Below are 16,692 nucleotides of genomic sequence, written 5' to 3' on the forward strand. Positions count from 1 at the left end.
CACTGCAATTGAATGGAATGACTACCACATTAACATCGTAGACACTCCGGGACACGCCGACTTCGGTGGTGAAGTAGAACGTGTACTTTCAATGGTTGATTCAGTATTACTACTTGTTGATGCGCAAGAAGGTCCAATGCCACAAACGCGTTTCGTAACGCAAAAAGCATTCGCATTAGGTCTTAAGCCTATCGTTGTTATCAACAAAATCGACAAGCCAGGCGCGCGCCCTGATTGGGTTATGGATCAAGTATTCGACTTATTCGATAACTTAGGTGCAACTGATGAACAGTTAGATTTCCAAGTTATTTACGCGTCAGCAATCAATGGTTGGGCAACGTTAGATCTAGACTCACCGTCAGACAACATGCAGCCAATGTTTGAAGCAATCGTTGAGCAAGTTGAAAAGCCAGATGCAGATCCAGCTGGTGCTTTCCAAATGCAGATTTCACAGCTTGACTACAACTCGTACATCGGTGTTATCGGTGTTGGTCGTATTAAGCGTGGTACGGTTAAAGTTAACCAGCAAGTAACTGTTATTGGTGCTGATGGAACAACACGTAACGGTAAAGTAGGCCAAGTATTAACGTATTTAGGGCTTGATCGTCACGAAGCTCAAGAAGCACAAGCGGGCGACATTATTGCAATTACAGGTCTTGGTGAGCTTAAAATCTCAGACACAATTTGTGATGTTAACCAAGTTGAAGCACTTCCAGCACTTTCTGTAGATGAACCTACAGTAACAATGACGTTCTCTGTAAACACGTCTCCTTTCTCAGGTCAAGAAGGTAAGTTCGTTACTTCACGTAATATTCTTGAGCGTTTACAAGCTGAGCTAGTACACAACGTAGCATTACGCGTTGAAGAAACTGACAACCCAGATAGCTTCCGTGTATCTGGTCGTGGTGAACTTCACTTAGGTATCTTAATTGAGAACATGCGTCGTGAAGGTTACGAGTTAGCAGTATCTCGTCCTGAAGTAATCTTACGTGAAGTAGATGGACAATTAGAAGAACCATACGAAACAGTAACAGTTGACGTTGAAGAAGAGCACCAAGGTTCAATCATGGAACAGCTTGGTTTACGTAAAGCTGAAATGACTGATATGGCACCAGATGGTAAAGGCCGTATCCGTATGGACTTCATCATGCCTTCACGTGGTCTGATTGGTTTCCAAACTGACTTTATGACGCTTACTTCAGGTTCTGGTCTTCTTTACCATACATTTGATCATTACGGTCCTCACAAAGGCGGTAAAATTGGTCTGCGTAAGAACGGTGTACTAATTGCTAATGCTACAGGTAAGGCATTAACGAACGCACTATTCAACTTACAAGACCGTGGTAAGTTATTCATCGGTCATGGTGTTGAAGTTTACGAAGGTATGATCATCGGTATTCACAGCCGTGATAACGACCTAACAGTTAATGCGCTTAAAGGTAAGCAATTAACAAACGTTCGTGCATCAGGTACTGATGAAGCACAAAACCTTGTGCCACCAATCATTATGTCTCTTGAGCAAGCGCTTGAGTTTATTGATGACGATGAGCTAGTAGAAGTAACGCCTGAGAGCATCCGTATTCGTAAGAAATTACTAACGGAAAGCGACCGCAAGCGTGCAAGTCGTGAAGCGAAAAAGTAATTATTTGCATATCGCTTAAATAAAAAAACCAGCCTAGGCTGGTTTTTTTATTTCTATATTTTAAGCGGCTAAATTAGAGAAAGTCAGTTAATAGAATACCCACACCAAAGCGTTCAATGTGTTGGTTGTAATCAATTAAACTTTCGCCATAACCGTTATAATATTGTGCATAACCACGTAAACGCCCCCATGCTGGGAATGACCAATCAAGCTGCACAGCGCCTTTGTTATCTGACTTTAAGTTATTGCGCAACATGATAGTAAACTCATGCTCTTCATAGCGATATACACTGGCAAATTCAAAATGACCCATATATTCATGAATATCAGGGTTGTCGTCACCGGTTGGATCTTCTGGGTTGCGTTTTTCTTCTTCGGGAATGCGATACCAAGGCTTAAAACTAAAAACTAAACCATTATGCTCCCAAAATAGGTTGGCATAGATACGGTTCCAAGAACGCGAAAGGGGGATGTTGCGACCGTTTGATTGGTGTTCAAAGCCAACCGCGATACCCATTTCATCACCCCATAAGCGATTTTCATCATCGAGCAAATTCATCCAAAAAATTTCAGGCTGGTAGTTTGTTTCACGAAATGGCGATGAAATATCGTTATTATAAAGCTGCCAATAAGACTGCAGTGTAAAACCAAAGAAAAAAGCTTGGTCTAAATCGGATTTGTTTTGATAAAGCGGAACTTTGAGTGATAGTTGAAACTTAGCTTCAAAATCATCAAGCGGTGCACCTTTTAAATTGGGGTCGTTAGCTGCTGGTGTGTTTTTTGGTCTATCCATGTAAGTGATAGGTAAAATATAGTTACGCTTATGTGGGGTAATCACATTTGGGTTATTTGTTGTGACCTTTTCTCGGATAAGACGCTTATCAATGGCTGACATTTTTTCCATATCGGCTATTTGAATGCATTTTTTTTTCACTTCGGCGAGCGTCTGATGTTCATCGCCAGCAGCAAGCTCATTTAAAACACATTGTTTAGCTATTTCTTTTTCAGATGCTTCACCGTTTGCAAAGGCAAATAGGGGAGCTAGTGATAGTAGTAAGCTAGGAGCTAAATGGCGCATTAATTGTATCTCTAAAGTGAGTGGGTCTATATTATAACCAAAATCGAAACATAAAAAAGGCGACATAAATGCCGCCTTGTGCCCCAGAGGGGACTTCTCACGCAACTGTTACAATTCAAAATAATGTGTGAAAAACTTATAAAGCTCAGTACCTTGATTTACGCTAGCTGAGGCAAAATGCAAAATAGTGATGGCATCTTTATCTAGCGTGATGTGATTAAGCGGTTGCTCTGATAAATAGCGTTCCATACGTAAAATTTTGGCAATGGTATCGCCAGCTTTAATATGACTGCCTAATGCTGCGGTGTATTCAACCATGCCACCCATAGGTGCATAAAACGCAAGGTAATCCTTTAGATAGCATGCGTAACGCGTTATCGGCTTAGGCTTAAAATGCGAATCAAGTAAGGCTTCTTTATAAGTTAAATAGCTCAAAATGCTGTTTGCATCGTTTTCCGCATCAGTTAAATCAATCTTTTCTTGCGATCCTAATTCCACAGTAAAGGCTTCAACGAGCACTGGAATGTCTCTACCAATGGCTTTGTATGTTTCACTTAATTGCCACCATGGACAAAAATTGGCTTCGTCCATGGCACCGTCAAATTCATTTGGAATAAGTAAAACATGCTCAATATCAAAATAGCGCGCACTGTCTTTGGCATAATCAGGGCAATATAAATGCTTAGCTGAAATTGGCCCTGTGTGTAAATCGAGCACAATATCTGCCTGATGAGCTAACTTTTGTAAATTGAGTGCAATACGTTTACCGGTATTGAGGGTGTAACTTGGGCCATCTAAAATAGCAGCTGTTGCTGCAACTAAGCGCTTTTTAAATTCGGCTTTAATGGTATCCACGCTGGCATCATTAAATTCAGCAACAAAGTTTTCTACTAAATGCGAATGGTTTTGATACATGCGATTCCAGTTGGTACCGGTAATTGGATCAAAACGGCCTAACGTAAATTCACCTGATTTCTGGTTACAACCAATGGGGTTGGCATACGGCACTAAGGTAATACTTGATGCTAAGGTTTGTAGCTTTAATTTTTCAAGTAGTTGGTAAATAACGGCATTACCTTGCACTTCAGCACCATGCATATTTGCTTGAATGTAAACACTTGGCCCAGAGCCATTGCCTGTAAGGCGATAAACCGGAATAGTCAGTGGTAAGCCGTTAGCAATTTCACCAACTTGAATGTTTTCTTGGGTAATTTGGTTCATGGTTATCTCAAGTAATAATCAGCGCTTTCAGCACGTCTAACACAGCTTACTTGCCCTTGTTTAACAGTGTATTCAGCAGGTAATTCATGGCATAAAAAGTACGGCATACTTTCAGTAAAACCATATGCTCCGCACTGTGAGAAAATCAGCCAGTCAGTTTCATTGATATCTGCTGCAAGCGAAAACTCACCTAAACTATCAAGCGCAGTACACAGTGGTCCGTGCACTAAAAACGACTTAGTTTCAGCATTTGACTGGCGAAGTAATTCTGCTGGGAAGGCTTGATTTGTTACTGCAGGGCGTAAAAGGTGATTAATACCGCCTGCAACAATCAGTTGATTAGTGCCATAGTTTTGTTTTTGCTCAACGACAGGGTTGGCATAAAAACCAACTTCACCTACAGCATAACGGCCGAGTTCCATCCAAAGTTCATCACAACCAACTGCCTGCTTGATGTTATCAAGAGCATCTAATAATTGCGGCCACACTAAACGCTCTACTTTTTCGGTATACGGGATGCCTAAGCCTCCGCCTAAATCTAAAATACGTAATTTAAAACCAAGCTGAGCACTTAACGTTTGAAGTGGTGCAATCATGGCGCGCCATAGCTCGGCAAGTTTGTCGCTGCTTAACATATTGCCCCACTGGAAAATATGTAAACCGGCAAAATCGAGCGCTGGGAAGTCTGAAATATTAAGTGAAGCCCAATCATCACAGCCAAGCCCAAATGGTGTTAAGCTGTCGCCACCAAGTGGATTTTTTTCACTGTCTGGCCAGCGCAATTGAACACGTAATAATATGCGAAGCCTAATATTATGCTCGCTTGCAGCTTGGTTTAACCAAACCACTTGATTATGACTTTCGGCAACAAAGGTGCGAACACCTTTGCTAAGAAAATGTTGGATCTGCTTTTTAGATTTAGCAGGTCCAGTGTTGAGCACTCGTGTTGCATCAATACCCTGAGCGAGCACTTGATTGAGTTCGCCACTACTGGCGACATCAAAGTCAAAGCCGCATTTATCTAACGTTTGAATTATTTCTGATAGCGGGTTAGCTTTAACGGCATACCATAGTTTCACCACGTTTTGTGATGTTAAGGTGGTTAAATGAGCTGCCAGTTTATCAAGATCATAAATGTAAAACGGAGTATCGTTTTGCTGGCATAGTTCAGCCAGCACTTGACGCTGTTGTGTGCTCAAGAAGCTCATTAACGTAAAGCCTCTTCCAATTCTAATGATGCATCGCTTTGTTCATCACGATATTTAACAATCAGCGCACAAGACATGCTTAACCCTTGCTCACGACCCCACTGGTTAGATGCTGGACGAGAACCCGGAATAACAATCGCGTTTTCAGGAATAGGCTCGCCTTTATCTAATACGCGCTCATTAACGCAATCATAAACAGGGATCGTTGCTGACAGGCGAACACCTGGAGCAAGTACTGCACCTTTTTTAACTACAACGCCTTCAACAATTACACAGCCTGCACCAATAAATGCATCGTCTTCAATAACAACTGGGCTTGCGCCAACAGGTTCTAATACGCCGCCAATTTGTACCGCTGCACTTAAATGTACGTTTTTACCAATTTGTGCACATGAGCCAACTAATGCATGGCTATCTACCATCGTACCTGTGTCGATGTAAGCACCAATATTAACGTATGCTGGTGGCATGATTACTGTGCCGCTTGCAACATAAGCACCTGGGCGAACACTGGTGCCACCTGGCACCAGACGTACACCTTCCTCAGCAGAAAAGCCACGTACTGCAAGGTTATCTTTATCTACAAATCCACCTGGGAATTCGGTGTTAGTACCATTTTTAAAAACGTCTAAAATGCCTTTTTTAACTTCTACATTTGCATGCCAGTTACCATTTTCATCTTGGTTTGCTGCACGTACAGAGCCATTTTCTAAGTTTTTCAATAAGTCTTGCCAGTTCATAGTACTTCTCTCTTAATTCCAGGATAATATTTTTTGATTCGCAGCGAGAATTGCCGCAGGTGATTCCAGCTCATGGTGAGTAAGCGGTGGACGTAAATTAGGGGTATTAAGTTTGCCTTGTTGATGCATTAGCACTTTTACAGGCACAGGATTAGCCACTTCAAATAAGCTATTTACGGCCTCGCTCCACGTGGTAAATAAGTTTGGTGTACCAGAAAGCGATCTGCGAACAAACTCTGCGGTTTGTTTAGGCCATGCATTTGCCGCAACAGATACCAATCCCTTGGCGCCTGCTTGGGCAAAATAAGGCATTAAGGCATCATCACCACTGTAAATAGCAACATTTGGATTGCTGGTTCTAAAGACTTCGAACTTGCTAATATCACCACTGGCTTCTTTTAATGCCCAAAGGTTATTGTGGTGCCCTAATGCGGATAGAAGCTCTGGTGCAAGTGCCACAGCACTGCGCCCTGGTACGTTATACAGCATGCAAGGCAGTTCAGTTGCACTGAGTAATGCATCAAACCATTGTATTTGACCTTTTAATCCTGGCTTTGCGTATAGCGGAGAGCCTAATAAAAGCGCGTCAATCGGTTGTTGATTACAAAAATCTAACCATGTAAGTTGCTCAGGCAGGTTGATACCCCCAACAGCAACCATTAAAGGGACACTTGGTGATAAATCGCAAACAAAACTGACAACAGCTTGCTGCTCTGAAGTGGTTAATGCTAAGCCTTCACCAGTGCTGCCGAGTAATAAAATGCCATTGTTAGCATCTTGCTGCTCGTTAACTAGTTGAGCTAAATTATCAAAGTCAATCTCACCGTTATCGGTAAACGGTGTGACTAATGCAGTCCAAAGTGGGTACTGCGCTAAATTAAATTGTGATTTCATCTCTAGCGAACTTAATGTGTGTTCGGAGATAGGCTAAGGGAAGGCTCAGTCCACTTCGAACAACTAAAAATTCGAAGAGCAATGGACTTAAAAAATAGATAAGGCAAATGGCCTTATTTTTCTAAGACCAGAAGCTCTCCACCAAACTTATTTACTTATAATCAAGTAATTGGTGACAGTCGCTGGGATTCAGCCCAGTCGCCCGAGAATAATTATTAGCAAAAACAATACTCTCTCGGCGTTAATTCCCCTCGTTCAGAGTCTTAGGAGTTTGCTCTCCTCAACTGAACTACCTGAATAACGCACCTCTTCCAGCCCTTGAGCAAGCTGCTTAGTGACAAGCAACTTGCTTTAAATAGGGTGATTGAGCGGCAATTGAAACATTTTGGACGTCTAAATGTCAATAAAATTTATTTTTGCTCGCTGCAATCCACTTATGTTTAATGGTATAACTACCGCTAATTGCCTCTAATTAAAATAAAAAAACGTTTGTTGTGAGAAAGTTAGGATTATTGTTTTTTGTCTTGTTTTGCGTGCCATCATTTGCGACGGTAAAAAAAGCTTATGAAGAGTCGTTTGCATCGTCTGTGGTACTCAGTGATTCAGATGTGGTGCGATTTGGTTTTGGTAATTTTGATCCGGTTAATATTTTAGAACCTCTTTCTGGTGGCACAGATGAAAGTGTTGACTTAAGAAGGCGATTACAGGTATTTGCGCTGCCCTATACTTATCAAATAGATGAAAACTCGCGCATCAATACACATGTTTCATACATTTCACAATCACAAGAAGTGCTGTTTGATAATCTAATTATTCCAGATGACAGTAATGATCAAATCTTTACCGCTTATGCTGATTATGAAACAGCGCTTTATCGTTTTGAAAATTGGCTTTTAGAGGGGAATGTGGGTGCACACATTATGCATTATGACAATATTCACGATTATAGAAGCCCCGAAAGTCGCGCGGTAAAGTCAAATGTTGATGGTATTTATTTTAATACGACTGCTAACTCGTTATTAGCCGATTTTGGATTAACGCTGAGCCGAAAAAAAGAAAGCCGTTGGGGGCATTGGCTGGTAAAGTCGAGCTATAATCATTTTTTTGGCAAGGGCTTTGGTGGCGATGAACCAACCCGTGTTGCAACACCTTCAGGTTGGTATTTTGCAAACAGTGTGCGTGCTACCGTCAAGTTAGATCAAAAACTAAAACACACCGAATCGATATATTTGAAATTCCAACGGGTTGATTTAGGAGGTGATGCGCGCAGTGCTTTTAGCACAGGTCATTACTATGAGTATGGTGGCGGTTTGCTTATCGATACACGGCCTTGGACATCATGGTTTGACAATATTGGTATTGGCTTGCATTACAATGAAGGCAGTGTGCTTAGTGGAGGCAGCATTGTAATTTACTTTAATGAAGAGTAACGTCTTGAGAATCATTTATCTAAAAGGATTTAAGTATGATAACTTTATCACTTCTTGTGTTTTCAGCTAGTGCGCTAAGTGCAGCTGAAAGTAATCCTGTAATCAATAAAACTGAGCAGCTACATTTAAATACCATCGTTAATGCTGAGGCAATTAAACGGGTGCCACCAAAATACCCAATTAGTGCTGCTAAAGAGGGTAAAGAAGGGTGGGTACAATTGAGTTTTGTAGTTGAGCCTGATGGCACAACATCTAATGTGATTGTGGAAAATTCATCTAACCCAGTATTTGAGTTATACGCACTTAAATCCATTAAAAAGTGGCAATATTCACCTGCAACAATGGATGGTAAAGCGATTCAGCAGTGCCGCAATCAAGTGCAAATGGACTTCAAATTAAGCAACGCCCCTAAAGGTGCGTCAAAGTGGTTCTTTAAACAATACCGTTTAGCAAATCGTTATCTTGAAGAAAATAAACTAGAAGATGCAAAAGAAATTGCTAAAAAAATTGAAGAAAAAGGGCGCTGGAATGCCTATGAGGATATGTATTATGAAATTCTTTACTCATTGATTGCAGAGCAATCAAAAGATAACGAAGCCGAACTTAACGCGATTAAGAATGTATTAGGCTATCGCGAGTTGCAAAAAGAAGAGCAGTACAGTGCCTTTGCTACGCGTGCGTTTAGCCTTGCGGTTGAATTACAGCTTTATGGTGATGCAAAATCAATATTTGAAAACTTGCAAACGCATTATCCTGAAAACGCGAATGTCGCAACATTATCGCCTTACTTTAAGCAAATAACAGCCTATTTAGCCAGTGATAAGCCATTAGTGATTGATGCCGAAATAGGTGAGCGCGATTTTTGGCGTTATCAGTTAGAGCGCAGTGGTTTTGTGATTGATAATGTGAGTGGTAACTTAACGAATCTTGAAGTGCGTTGCGATAATTATCATTCCCAATTTTTGGTTGAGTCAGGCAATAAGTGGCAAATTCCTGAGTCTTGGGGCAGATGTTCGGTTTATGTTTTTGGCGATGCAAGCGCCAAATTTAGATTGGCAGATGTGCACCATGGTGAACAAAAAATCTAAATAAATTAAAAAGGCGCTCTAAGCGCCTTTTTTAATCTTCAGTTTTGGGTGATTATTTACGAACCTTGATATCACCTACACCTACTTCCGCTTCGATGCTGTGTTCACCGTTACCTCTGTAAAGTGTTTCTGAACTAACAATGTTACGTGAGCTTTCTAAATCACCGCTAAAGCCTTTAATGCTTGTGTCGCCAACACCAGTTGATAATTCGATGCGCTTAAAGTCATCAAGTACAGTATCGATACGAATTGAACCCACACCAACTTCAGCTTCTACTGAGTTTTCAAGTTTCTGAATTTCAATGTTGCCAACACCTACTTCAATATCAATGGCTGCTGATTTTGGTACTTTAATTACCCACTCTTGATTTAGGTTATCTTCATCAATTTCTAATGAAATGCGATTATCACGAACACGTTTGCTTAGCTCAATGTTTGATACATCGCGATTTTTTGAAAACCAACCTTCGTCTTTACCTTCGATTTCAATTTCAATGCTAAGCTCATTGCTATCAACAGTGATGATTTCAATACTGCCAACTGGGAAATCTATTTCTAGGTTTTGACCTTGTGTCATAGTAAGTGTTTCGGTAATGCGTTTTTCGTCAGCAGCATAAAGATTAGTTGAAATGCTTGCTGCGATTAAAGTCATTGCTAACGCTAATTTTTTCATAGTTTGTATTCCTTTTGATGACTGCGCTTTAATCAGTTTTATCGGTTAGTTATTTAGTAAGTCGCAACCATCCTTTAAAAAGGTTTAAAAAATTATTTATTTTTTTTCGAAAGTTTAAAACCTTCTTTTTTAAGTAGCTCTAATAAGCCCTCTGGGCCGTGTAAATGCAAGGCGCCAACAGCAATAAAATACGGCTCTTTAGTGAGTTTTGATTTTAGTTGCTTCACCCAATCTTTATTACGGTTGGTTAGAAGCACTTTCTCAGTTAAGGCGCTATAGCTGTCACCAGTAAAGGTTTCGCGGTAATAACTCTCAAGGGCTGCATCATCTCCGCGCTTCCAGCTGCCAATTAAACGATTAAAGTATTTATCCATATCCGCTAATTCTTTCAAACCGTCTTCAATCATTTTGTTGTTGTGTTTGTTAAAGCTTTTAAACATGCCCATTTGTTGCTCTAGGGTTTCTAATTGCATTATTGGGATTTGTAAACGCTGAGCAACATTCATTACTTGCTTATCAATACCATAGGTATCTTGATAACCTGCTTTTTTATATTCCATTAAGGTAATTTGTAACATTACAGCAAAGGGTTGCATCGGCTGGAATAACTCCATACTTAAACCTTGCTTGGTCAGGTAGTTACTTAGGGCTTTGTAATTTTTAGCTGATATTTCTGATTTCAGGGTTTTGCCTGGAGGTAACATCATGTAGCTAATCATGATTTGTTGTTGCTCAAGCGGATTTATTTTAGATAAATCGACTTCAACAACGAGCTTTTCGGTTTTTTCAATTGCCTTTTTTACATAGCTCGGCAGGCCTGCCATTTGTTGATCACCAAGGTGAACTGTGCCAAGTAAGTAAGATGTCACACCATTTTTTTCGACTTGCCAGAGAGAGGGAGTAATTTTGCTATTAGCAAAAACTGGTTGAGTAAAGCTGAGTAAAAAGAAAGGTAATAAAAGGATTTTGAGTAGTAAGAAAAATCGCATTGCGGATCCTTGCTGTGAGCTTTTAATTTTAATAAGCAGTGTACTTGATAGCACAATATTAGTCTTTGCTTATTTTTTAACAAAAAAGTTATAAGCATTGCAAAATTAAAGTGATATTCAAATAAATGTCAGTCTTGGCATACATAATCTTGAAAATTGTATAAAATGGATTTTTTATCCAACCTGTGTTGTTTTTTATGTTTATTTTGATTTTTGTTGGTTTTTATTGATTTAAACTTGCATAGATTTCTTGATTGACTTTTAAGGCTATAAACGATACTAATAAAAAAGAAGCCAAGCACTAGGGTGTTTGGCTATTTTTGTAAAAATTTATGGTTGCTTAAACACATGTTTAAAACAGTAAACGTACTAGTCCTAATTATTAACGTGGTGATTATTATTACCGCGGGGGCTTCGTAGTGCTGTAGCAAAAGTTAAGCATTGAGAGAGCCCCCGAACTGAAAAGTCCGGGGGCTTTTTTTTGGCAGTAAGAAAATGAGCAAGTAGTAAACATCACAGGGTAGAGAAAATGACAGGTGCAGAGTTAACAATCGATTTATTAGCCAAACATGGCGTGAAAGAGGTATTTGGTTACCCTGGTGGTGCCATTATGCCGATTTACGATGCTTTGTACGGCTCGCCTGTTACCCATTATTTAACTCGTCATGAACAAGGCGCGGGTTTTGCGGCTGTAGGTTATGCCAGAAGCACAGGTAAATTAGGAGTTTGTTTTGCAACTTCAGGCCCAGGTGCAACAAACCTTATCACTGCGCTTGCTGATGCCATGATGGATTCTGTGCCGCTACTTGCAATTACAGGACAAGTACCTACAGCAGCTATTGGCTCAGATGCCTTCCAAGAAGTTGACGTACTCGGTATGTCATTGAGCTGTACTAAGCACAGCTACATGGTAGAACGTGCAGAAGATTTAGCTGAAATACTGCAAGAAGCCATGCACTTGGCGCAGTCGGGTCGCCCAGGCCCAGTACTTGTTGATATTCCAAAAGATATCCAAATGGGCGCTGTCACTTACCAGCCTTGGTTAGCAGCAGATGACTACAAGCCTGAATTTAAACAGTCAGAACTCGTCAAAGCCAATGAGTTACTAAGCCAAGCGAAAAAGCCATTGGCATATATTGGTGGTGGGGTGCAAATGGCTGATGCGCAAGAAGAGCTAATGCAATTCTTAAAAGCGACCAATATGCCTGCGGTAAGTACATTAAAGGCGCTAGGTTCAGTAACACCAGATTATTCTTATGACTTAGGTATGTTAGGTATGCATGGTGGTCAGGCGGCTAACTTAGCTGTGCAAGAATGTGATTTATTGTTGTGTATTGGTGCGCGTTTTGACGACCGTGTAACAGGTAACCTTGCTAAATTTGCCAGCAAAGCTAAGGTTATCCATTTAGATGTTGATGCTGCTGAGGTCGGTAAGCGTAAACCAGTTAATGCATCATTAGTTGCTGATTTGAAAGATTCATTACCGCATTTAGCAACACATAAAACTAACCCTGAGTGGCTGGCGCATATCAGTAACATGCAGCAGCAACATGCATGGCGCTATGACTACCCTGGTGAGAAAGTATATGCACCCTATTTATTAAATCGTTTAAGTCAACTAATGCCAAGTAATGGCGTGGTTTGCTGTGATGTGGGCCAGCACCAAATGTGGGTGGCGCAACATATGAAGTTTTCTCACCCAAGTAACCACTTAAGCAGCGGTGGTGCGGGCACAATGGGCTTTGGTTTACCTGCTGCAATCGGTGCGCAAATAGCACGTCCTAAAGATTTTGTTTTAACGGTCTCTGGCGATGGTTCAATCATGATGAACATTCAAGAGTTAGCGACTATTCGCCGTAATAACTTACCGGTTAAGTTACTTATTTTAGATAACCAACGGTTAGGTATGGTAAGGCAATGGCAGCAACTTTTCTTTGATGGTCGCTACAGTGAAACAAATCTTTCGGATAATCCTGACTTCGTTCAATTAGCTGCTGTTTTTGGTATTCCGGGTGAAACCATCACGCATGCAAATCAGGTAGATGCTGCGATAGATAAATTAGTGGCGAGTGAAGGCCCTTATATTCTTCACGCATGTATAGATGATAAAGAAAACGTTTGGCCGTTAGTTCCGCCAGGCGCCGCAAACGATCAAATGCTAACTGAGGTGGCAAAATGAAGCACAACTTATCAATAGAAGTGAAACAACAAAGCATTGCATTGGAAAGATTTTTACGTGTAACACGTCACCGCGGGTTTAATTTAACCTCAATGAATATTGAGAGTAGCGAAGAAAAGTATATTGTAAATATGATGGTAGATAGTGACCGACCTATTTACTTATTAACACAACAATTAAAAAAGTTAGTTGAAGTGAACCAAGTTGAAATACTGGATACGCGCACACTAGCAGCAACTAACTAATTACTATTTATAAAGGTTTAATAGAATGTCAGATTTAATTTGGTTCAATGGCAAAATCGTTCCACAAGAGCAAGCAACAACGCATGTACTGAGTCATGCAATCCATTATGGTAGCTCAGTATTTGAAGGTGTGCGCGCATACGATACGCCAAGTGGTCCAGCTATTTTCCGTTTGCAAGATCATACAAAACGCTTGTTTGATTCAGCAAAAATTTATCGCATGCAAATTCCTTACACAGCAGACGAAATTAATGAAGCATGTAAAGCAGCGGTACGTGAAAATGGTTTAAAAAATGCGTATCTACGTCCGTTTGCGTTTTTAGGTAATGTAGGTTTAGGCGTTAATCCAAAATCTCATAAAGCAGATGTTGCAGTAGCGGCAATGGAGTGGGGCACGTATTTAGGTGATGGCGCATTAGAAGCGGGTGTTGATGCCTGTGTCTCATCATGGAATCGTTTAGCACCTAATACTATGCCAACAGCAGCAAAAGCAGGTGGTAACTACTTATCGTCACAGCTTATTTCGGGTGAAGCAAAACGTAATGGCTACGTTGAAGGTATTGCACTTGATGTAAATGGTTACCTAAGTGAAGGTGCCGGTGAAAACCTATTTATTGTTAAAAACGGCGTAATTTATACACCACCAACAACTGCGGCAATTCTACCTGGTTTGACACGCGATACTATGATGTATTTAGCGCGTAAAGCGGGCTTTGAAGTACGTGAAGAGCCTATCTCTCGTGAAGCGCTTTACCTTGCAGATGAGTTCTTTATGACGGGCACTGCAGCAGAAGTAACGCCAGTGCGTAGCGTAGACCAAATTGAAATTGGTACAGGTAAACGCGGTGAAATTACCGAGCAACTGCAACAGGCGTATTTTGATTTAGTGAAAGGCCAAGCAGAAGATGAAAATGGCTGGTTAACACAAATCAACGAATAATACGAAAACGACAATTTTATTGGGAATGAGGAGTAGGGCATAGCCCTAAAAAGAGGTAAACCATGGCTAAATTAAGAAGTGCAACAACAACTGAAGGTCGTAAACGCGCTGGTGCTCGCGCATTGTGGCGTGCAACAGGGATGACAGACAAAGACTTTGGTAAACCAATTATTGCTGTGGTGAACTCGTATACCCAGTTTGTACCGGGTCACGTTCACTTAAATCAACTAAGTGAAATGATGGCTGAAACTATTCGTGACGCAGGCGGTGTACCGCGTGAATTCAATACCATTGCGATTGATGACGGTATTGCCATGGGCCATGGCGGCATGCTTTATTCATTGCCTTCACGCGACCTAATTGCAGACTCTGTTGAATACATGGTGAATGCACATTGTGCTGATGCCATGGTATGTATTTCAAACTGCGACAAAATCACGCCAGGAATGTTGTTAGCTGCACTTCGCTTAAATATTCCGGTGATCTTTGTATCAGGCGGTCCAATGGAAGCCGGTAAGACACGCCTAGCAGAAATTGATATCAAGCTGGATTTAGTGGATGCCATGGTAAAAGGTGCCGACCCATCAGTAAGTGATGAAGATTCAGATAAAGTTGAACGTAGTGCTTGCCCAACTTGTGGTTCGTGCTCAGGTATGTTTACCGCTAACTCAATGAACTGCTTATTAGAAGCGCTTGGTTTAGCACTGCCTGGTAACGGTACAACATTAGCGACACACAAAGATCGCAAACAACTTTATGTGGAAGCAGGTCGCCGTATTGTCGATTTATGTCGTAGCTATTATCGCGACGAAGACGACTCAGTATTACCGCGCAATATCGCTGATCGCAGCGCATTTATGAATGCCATGACACTCGATATTGCAATGGGTGGTTCATCAAATACTGTGTTACACATCATCGGCGCAGCGCAAGAAGCGGGTGTTGATTTTGATATGACCCATATTGATCAGCTGTCACGTCAAACCCCATTCTTATGTAAAGTAGCGCCAGCAACACCTGAATATCATATTGAAGATGTACACCGCGCTGGTGGCATTATGGGTATTCTTAATGAGCTTGGTAAAGCAGGCAAATTAGAACTCAATGCAAGCCATGTAGCTGGTGGTACTTTAGGTGAATTAATTGAAAAGTGGGATGCCACTAACCCTGACAATAGCGCCGCGCAAAAATTCTATAAAGCGGGCCCAGCGGGTATTCGTACCACTAAAGCGATGAGCCAAGAAACGCGTTGGCCTGAACTTGACCTAGACCGTGAAAATGGCTGTATCCGCAGTGTTGAACATGCGTTTAGTCAAGATGGCGGCTTAGCGGTGCTTTACGGCAACCTTGCGCCAGACGGTTGTATTGTTAAAACAGCCGGTGTTGCAGAAGGTATGTTGGTATTTAAGGGCACTGCAAAAGTTTTCGAATCTCAAGATGATGCAGTTGACGGCATCTTAGGCGGCCAAATTGAAAAAGGGGATGTGGTTATCATCCGCTATGAGGGACCAAAAGGTGGTCCAGGTATGCAAGAAATGTTGTATCCGACCAGCTACCTAAAATCGATGGGATTAGATAAAGATTGTGCGTTATTAACGGATGGTCGTTTTTCTGGTGGCACATCGGGCTTATCAATTGGTCACGCTTCGCCAGAAGCCGCTAGCCAAGGTGCAATCGCGCTGGTTGAAAACGGCGATGAAATCGTCATTGACATCACCAAGCGCAGCATTGATATGATTGTTAGCGATGAAGAACTTGCCACGCGCCATGAAAAGCAATTAGCTCGCGGTAAAGATGCCTACAAACCAGTAGATCGCGTACGCAGTGTAACGCCTGCATTAAAAGCTTATGCATTACTCGCAACCAGTGCTGATAAAGGTGCGGTACGTGACCTTAAAAAGTTAGAGGAGCTCAGTTAATGGTCTCCCAAGAGCTCGATTATTTTCGCGCTATTATCCAGGCCAATATGGAGCCCTTGGCAAAAGTAACCGAGGTTAGCCCTGTTACCAGCCTTGAACAGAAACTTGGCAATCATATTTGGCTAAAGCGTGAAGATCAGCAGCCGGTATATTCGTTTAAATTACGCGGTGCGTATAACAAATTAAAGCAATTACCAAAAGGTGCTCAAGTAGTCACCGCATCTGCAGGCAATCATGCGCAAGGTGTGGCGCTCAGTGCCAGTCACCTTGGTCATACAGCACGTATTGTAATGCCAGTGACCACTCCGGAAATCAAAGTAAATGCAGTGCGCAATCTGGGTGGCGAAGTTATTTTACATGGCCATCACTTTGATGCTGCGAATGCCTATGCACTAGAAATTGCTGAAAAAGAAGGGGCGGTGTTTGTGCCACCGTTCGATGATAAA

At 41.4% G+C, this 16,692-nt stretch carries 15 protein-coding genes and 1 riboswitch; of the genes, 8 read left to right on the forward strand and 7 right to left on the reverse strand.

The annotated features are described in order from the left end of the window. On the forward strand, positions 1 to 1,642 hold a 1,642-nt coding region (gene typA / locus ABYD77_RS12140), incomplete at its 5' end, for a translational GTPase TypA (protein WP_372770223.1). Positions 1,643 to 1,715: 73 nt separating this feature from the next. On the opposite strand, the gene ABYD77_RS12145 is transcribed toward typA, so the two are convergent. The 5 genes from ABYD77_RS12145 to dapA all read right to left on the reverse strand — a co-directional run bounded on the left by ABYD77_RS12145 (position 1,716) and on the right by dapA (position 6,783). Then, positions 1,716 to 2,720: a phospholipase A gene (locus ABYD77_RS12145; protein ID WP_372770249.1), complete on the reverse strand. Its 1,005-nt coding sequence runs from the start codon at positions 2,718 to 2,720 to the stop codon at positions 1,716 to 1,718. A 108-nt stretch (positions 2,721 to 2,828) separates the two neighbouring features. Next, complete coding sequence (locus ABYD77_RS12150; protein WP_372770225.1) at positions 2,829 to 3,941, reverse strand: succinylglutamate desuccinylase/aspartoacylase family protein; 1,113 nt, start codon at positions 3,939 to 3,941, stop codon at positions 2,829 to 2,831. Between the two features lie 2 nt (positions 3,942 to 3,943). After that, positions 3,944 to 5,149 carry a PLP-dependent decarboxylase gene (locus tag ABYD77_RS12155; protein ID WP_372770227.1) on the reverse strand — a complete coding sequence of 402 codons (1,206 nt, stop codon included), beginning with the start codon at positions 5,147 to 5,149 and terminating at the stop codon, positions 3,944 to 3,946. Beyond that, positions 5,149 to 5,889 carry a 2,3,4,5-tetrahydropyridine-2,6-dicarboxylate N-succinyltransferase gene (locus tag ABYD77_RS12160; RefSeq protein WP_372770229.1) on the reverse strand — a complete coding sequence of 247 codons (741 nt, stop codon included), beginning with the start codon at positions 5,887 to 5,889 and terminating at the stop codon, positions 5,149 to 5,151. Before ABYD77_RS12160 ends, ABYD77_RS12155 begins: the two co-directional genes overlap by 1 nt. A gap of 12 nt (positions 5,890 to 5,901) precedes the next feature. Then, entirely contained in the window at positions 5,902 to 6,783 is an 882-nt protein-coding gene (gene dapA, locus ABYD77_RS12165; protein WP_372770231.1) for a 4-hydroxy-tetrahydrodipicolinate synthase, read from the reverse strand. A gap of 123 nt (positions 6,784 to 6,906) precedes the next feature. Further along, positions 6,907 to 7,102, reverse strand: a riboswitch (Lysine riboswitch). A gap of 175 nt (positions 7,103 to 7,277) precedes the next feature. Here dapA and ABYD77_RS12170 point away from each other — a divergent pair. Together ABYD77_RS12170 and ABYD77_RS12175 are read left to right on the forward strand one after the other, a co-directional pair. After that, entirely contained in the window at positions 7,278 to 8,213 is a 936-nt protein-coding gene (locus ABYD77_RS12170; protein ID WP_372770233.1) for a Solitary outer membrane autotransporter beta-barrel domain, read from the forward strand. A gap of 35 nt (positions 8,214 to 8,248) precedes the next feature. Continuing rightward, the gene (locus tag ABYD77_RS12175; protein WP_372770235.1) at positions 8,249 to 9,301 is read left to right on the forward strand and encodes an energy transducer TonB; all 1,053 of its coding nucleotides are present in this window, start codon (positions 8,249 to 8,251) and stop codon (positions 9,299 to 9,301) included. A 52-nt stretch (positions 9,302 to 9,353) separates the two neighbouring features. Here ABYD77_RS12175 and ABYD77_RS12180 read toward each other — a convergent pair whose 3' ends face one another. Both ABYD77_RS12180 and ABYD77_RS12185 read right to left on the reverse strand, forming a co-directional pair. Further along, positions 9,354 to 9,974, reverse strand: a complete 621-nt coding sequence (locus ABYD77_RS12180; protein ID WP_372770237.1) for a hypothetical protein — start codon at positions 9,972 to 9,974, stop codon at positions 9,354 to 9,356. A 92-nt stretch (positions 9,975 to 10,066) separates the two neighbouring features. Then, positions 10,067 to 10,963, reverse strand: coding sequence for a TraB/GumN family protein (locus ABYD77_RS12185; protein ID WP_372770239.1), 897 nt, complete (start codon positions 10,961 to 10,963; stop codon positions 10,067 to 10,069). Between the two features lie 529 nt (positions 10,964 to 11,492). Between ABYD77_RS12185 and ilvG the strand changes: the two genes are divergently transcribed. The 5 genes from ilvG to ABYD77_RS12210 all read left to right on the forward strand — a co-directional run. After that, the gene (gene ilvG, locus ABYD77_RS12190) at positions 11,493 to 13,142 is read left to right on the forward strand and encodes an acetolactate synthase 2 catalytic subunit (RefSeq protein ID WP_372770241.1); all 1,650 of its coding nucleotides are present in this window, start codon (positions 11,493 to 11,495) and stop codon (positions 13,140 to 13,142) included. After that, positions 13,139 to 13,387, forward strand: coding sequence for an acetolactate synthase 2 small subunit (ilvM, locus tag ABYD77_RS12195; RefSeq protein WP_274760887.1), 249 nt, complete (start codon positions 13,139 to 13,141; stop codon positions 13,385 to 13,387). Before ilvG ends, ilvM begins: the two co-directional genes overlap by 4 nt. 25 nt (positions 13,388 to 13,412) lie before the next feature. After that, positions 13,413 to 14,327: a branched-chain amino acid transaminase gene (locus ABYD77_RS12200; protein ID WP_372770243.1), complete on the forward strand. Its 915-nt coding sequence runs from the start codon at positions 13,413 to 13,415 to the stop codon at positions 14,325 to 14,327. A gap of 62 nt (positions 14,328 to 14,389) precedes the next feature. Then, entirely contained in the window at positions 14,390 to 16,246 is a 1,857-nt protein-coding gene (gene ilvD / locus ABYD77_RS12205) for a dihydroxy-acid dehydratase (protein ID WP_372770245.1), read from the forward strand. Next, a partial coding sequence (locus ABYD77_RS12210) for a pyridoxal-phosphate dependent enzyme (RefSeq protein WP_372770247.1) occupies positions 16,246 to 16,692 on the forward strand: 447 nt, incomplete at its 3' end. The genes ilvD and ABYD77_RS12210, both read left to right, overlap by 1 nt.

The sequence above is a fragment of the Pseudoalteromonas sp. genome (genome assembly GCF_041629635.1).
GTDB lineage: Bacteria > Pseudomonadota > Gammaproteobacteria > Enterobacterales > Alteromonadaceae > Pseudoalteromonas.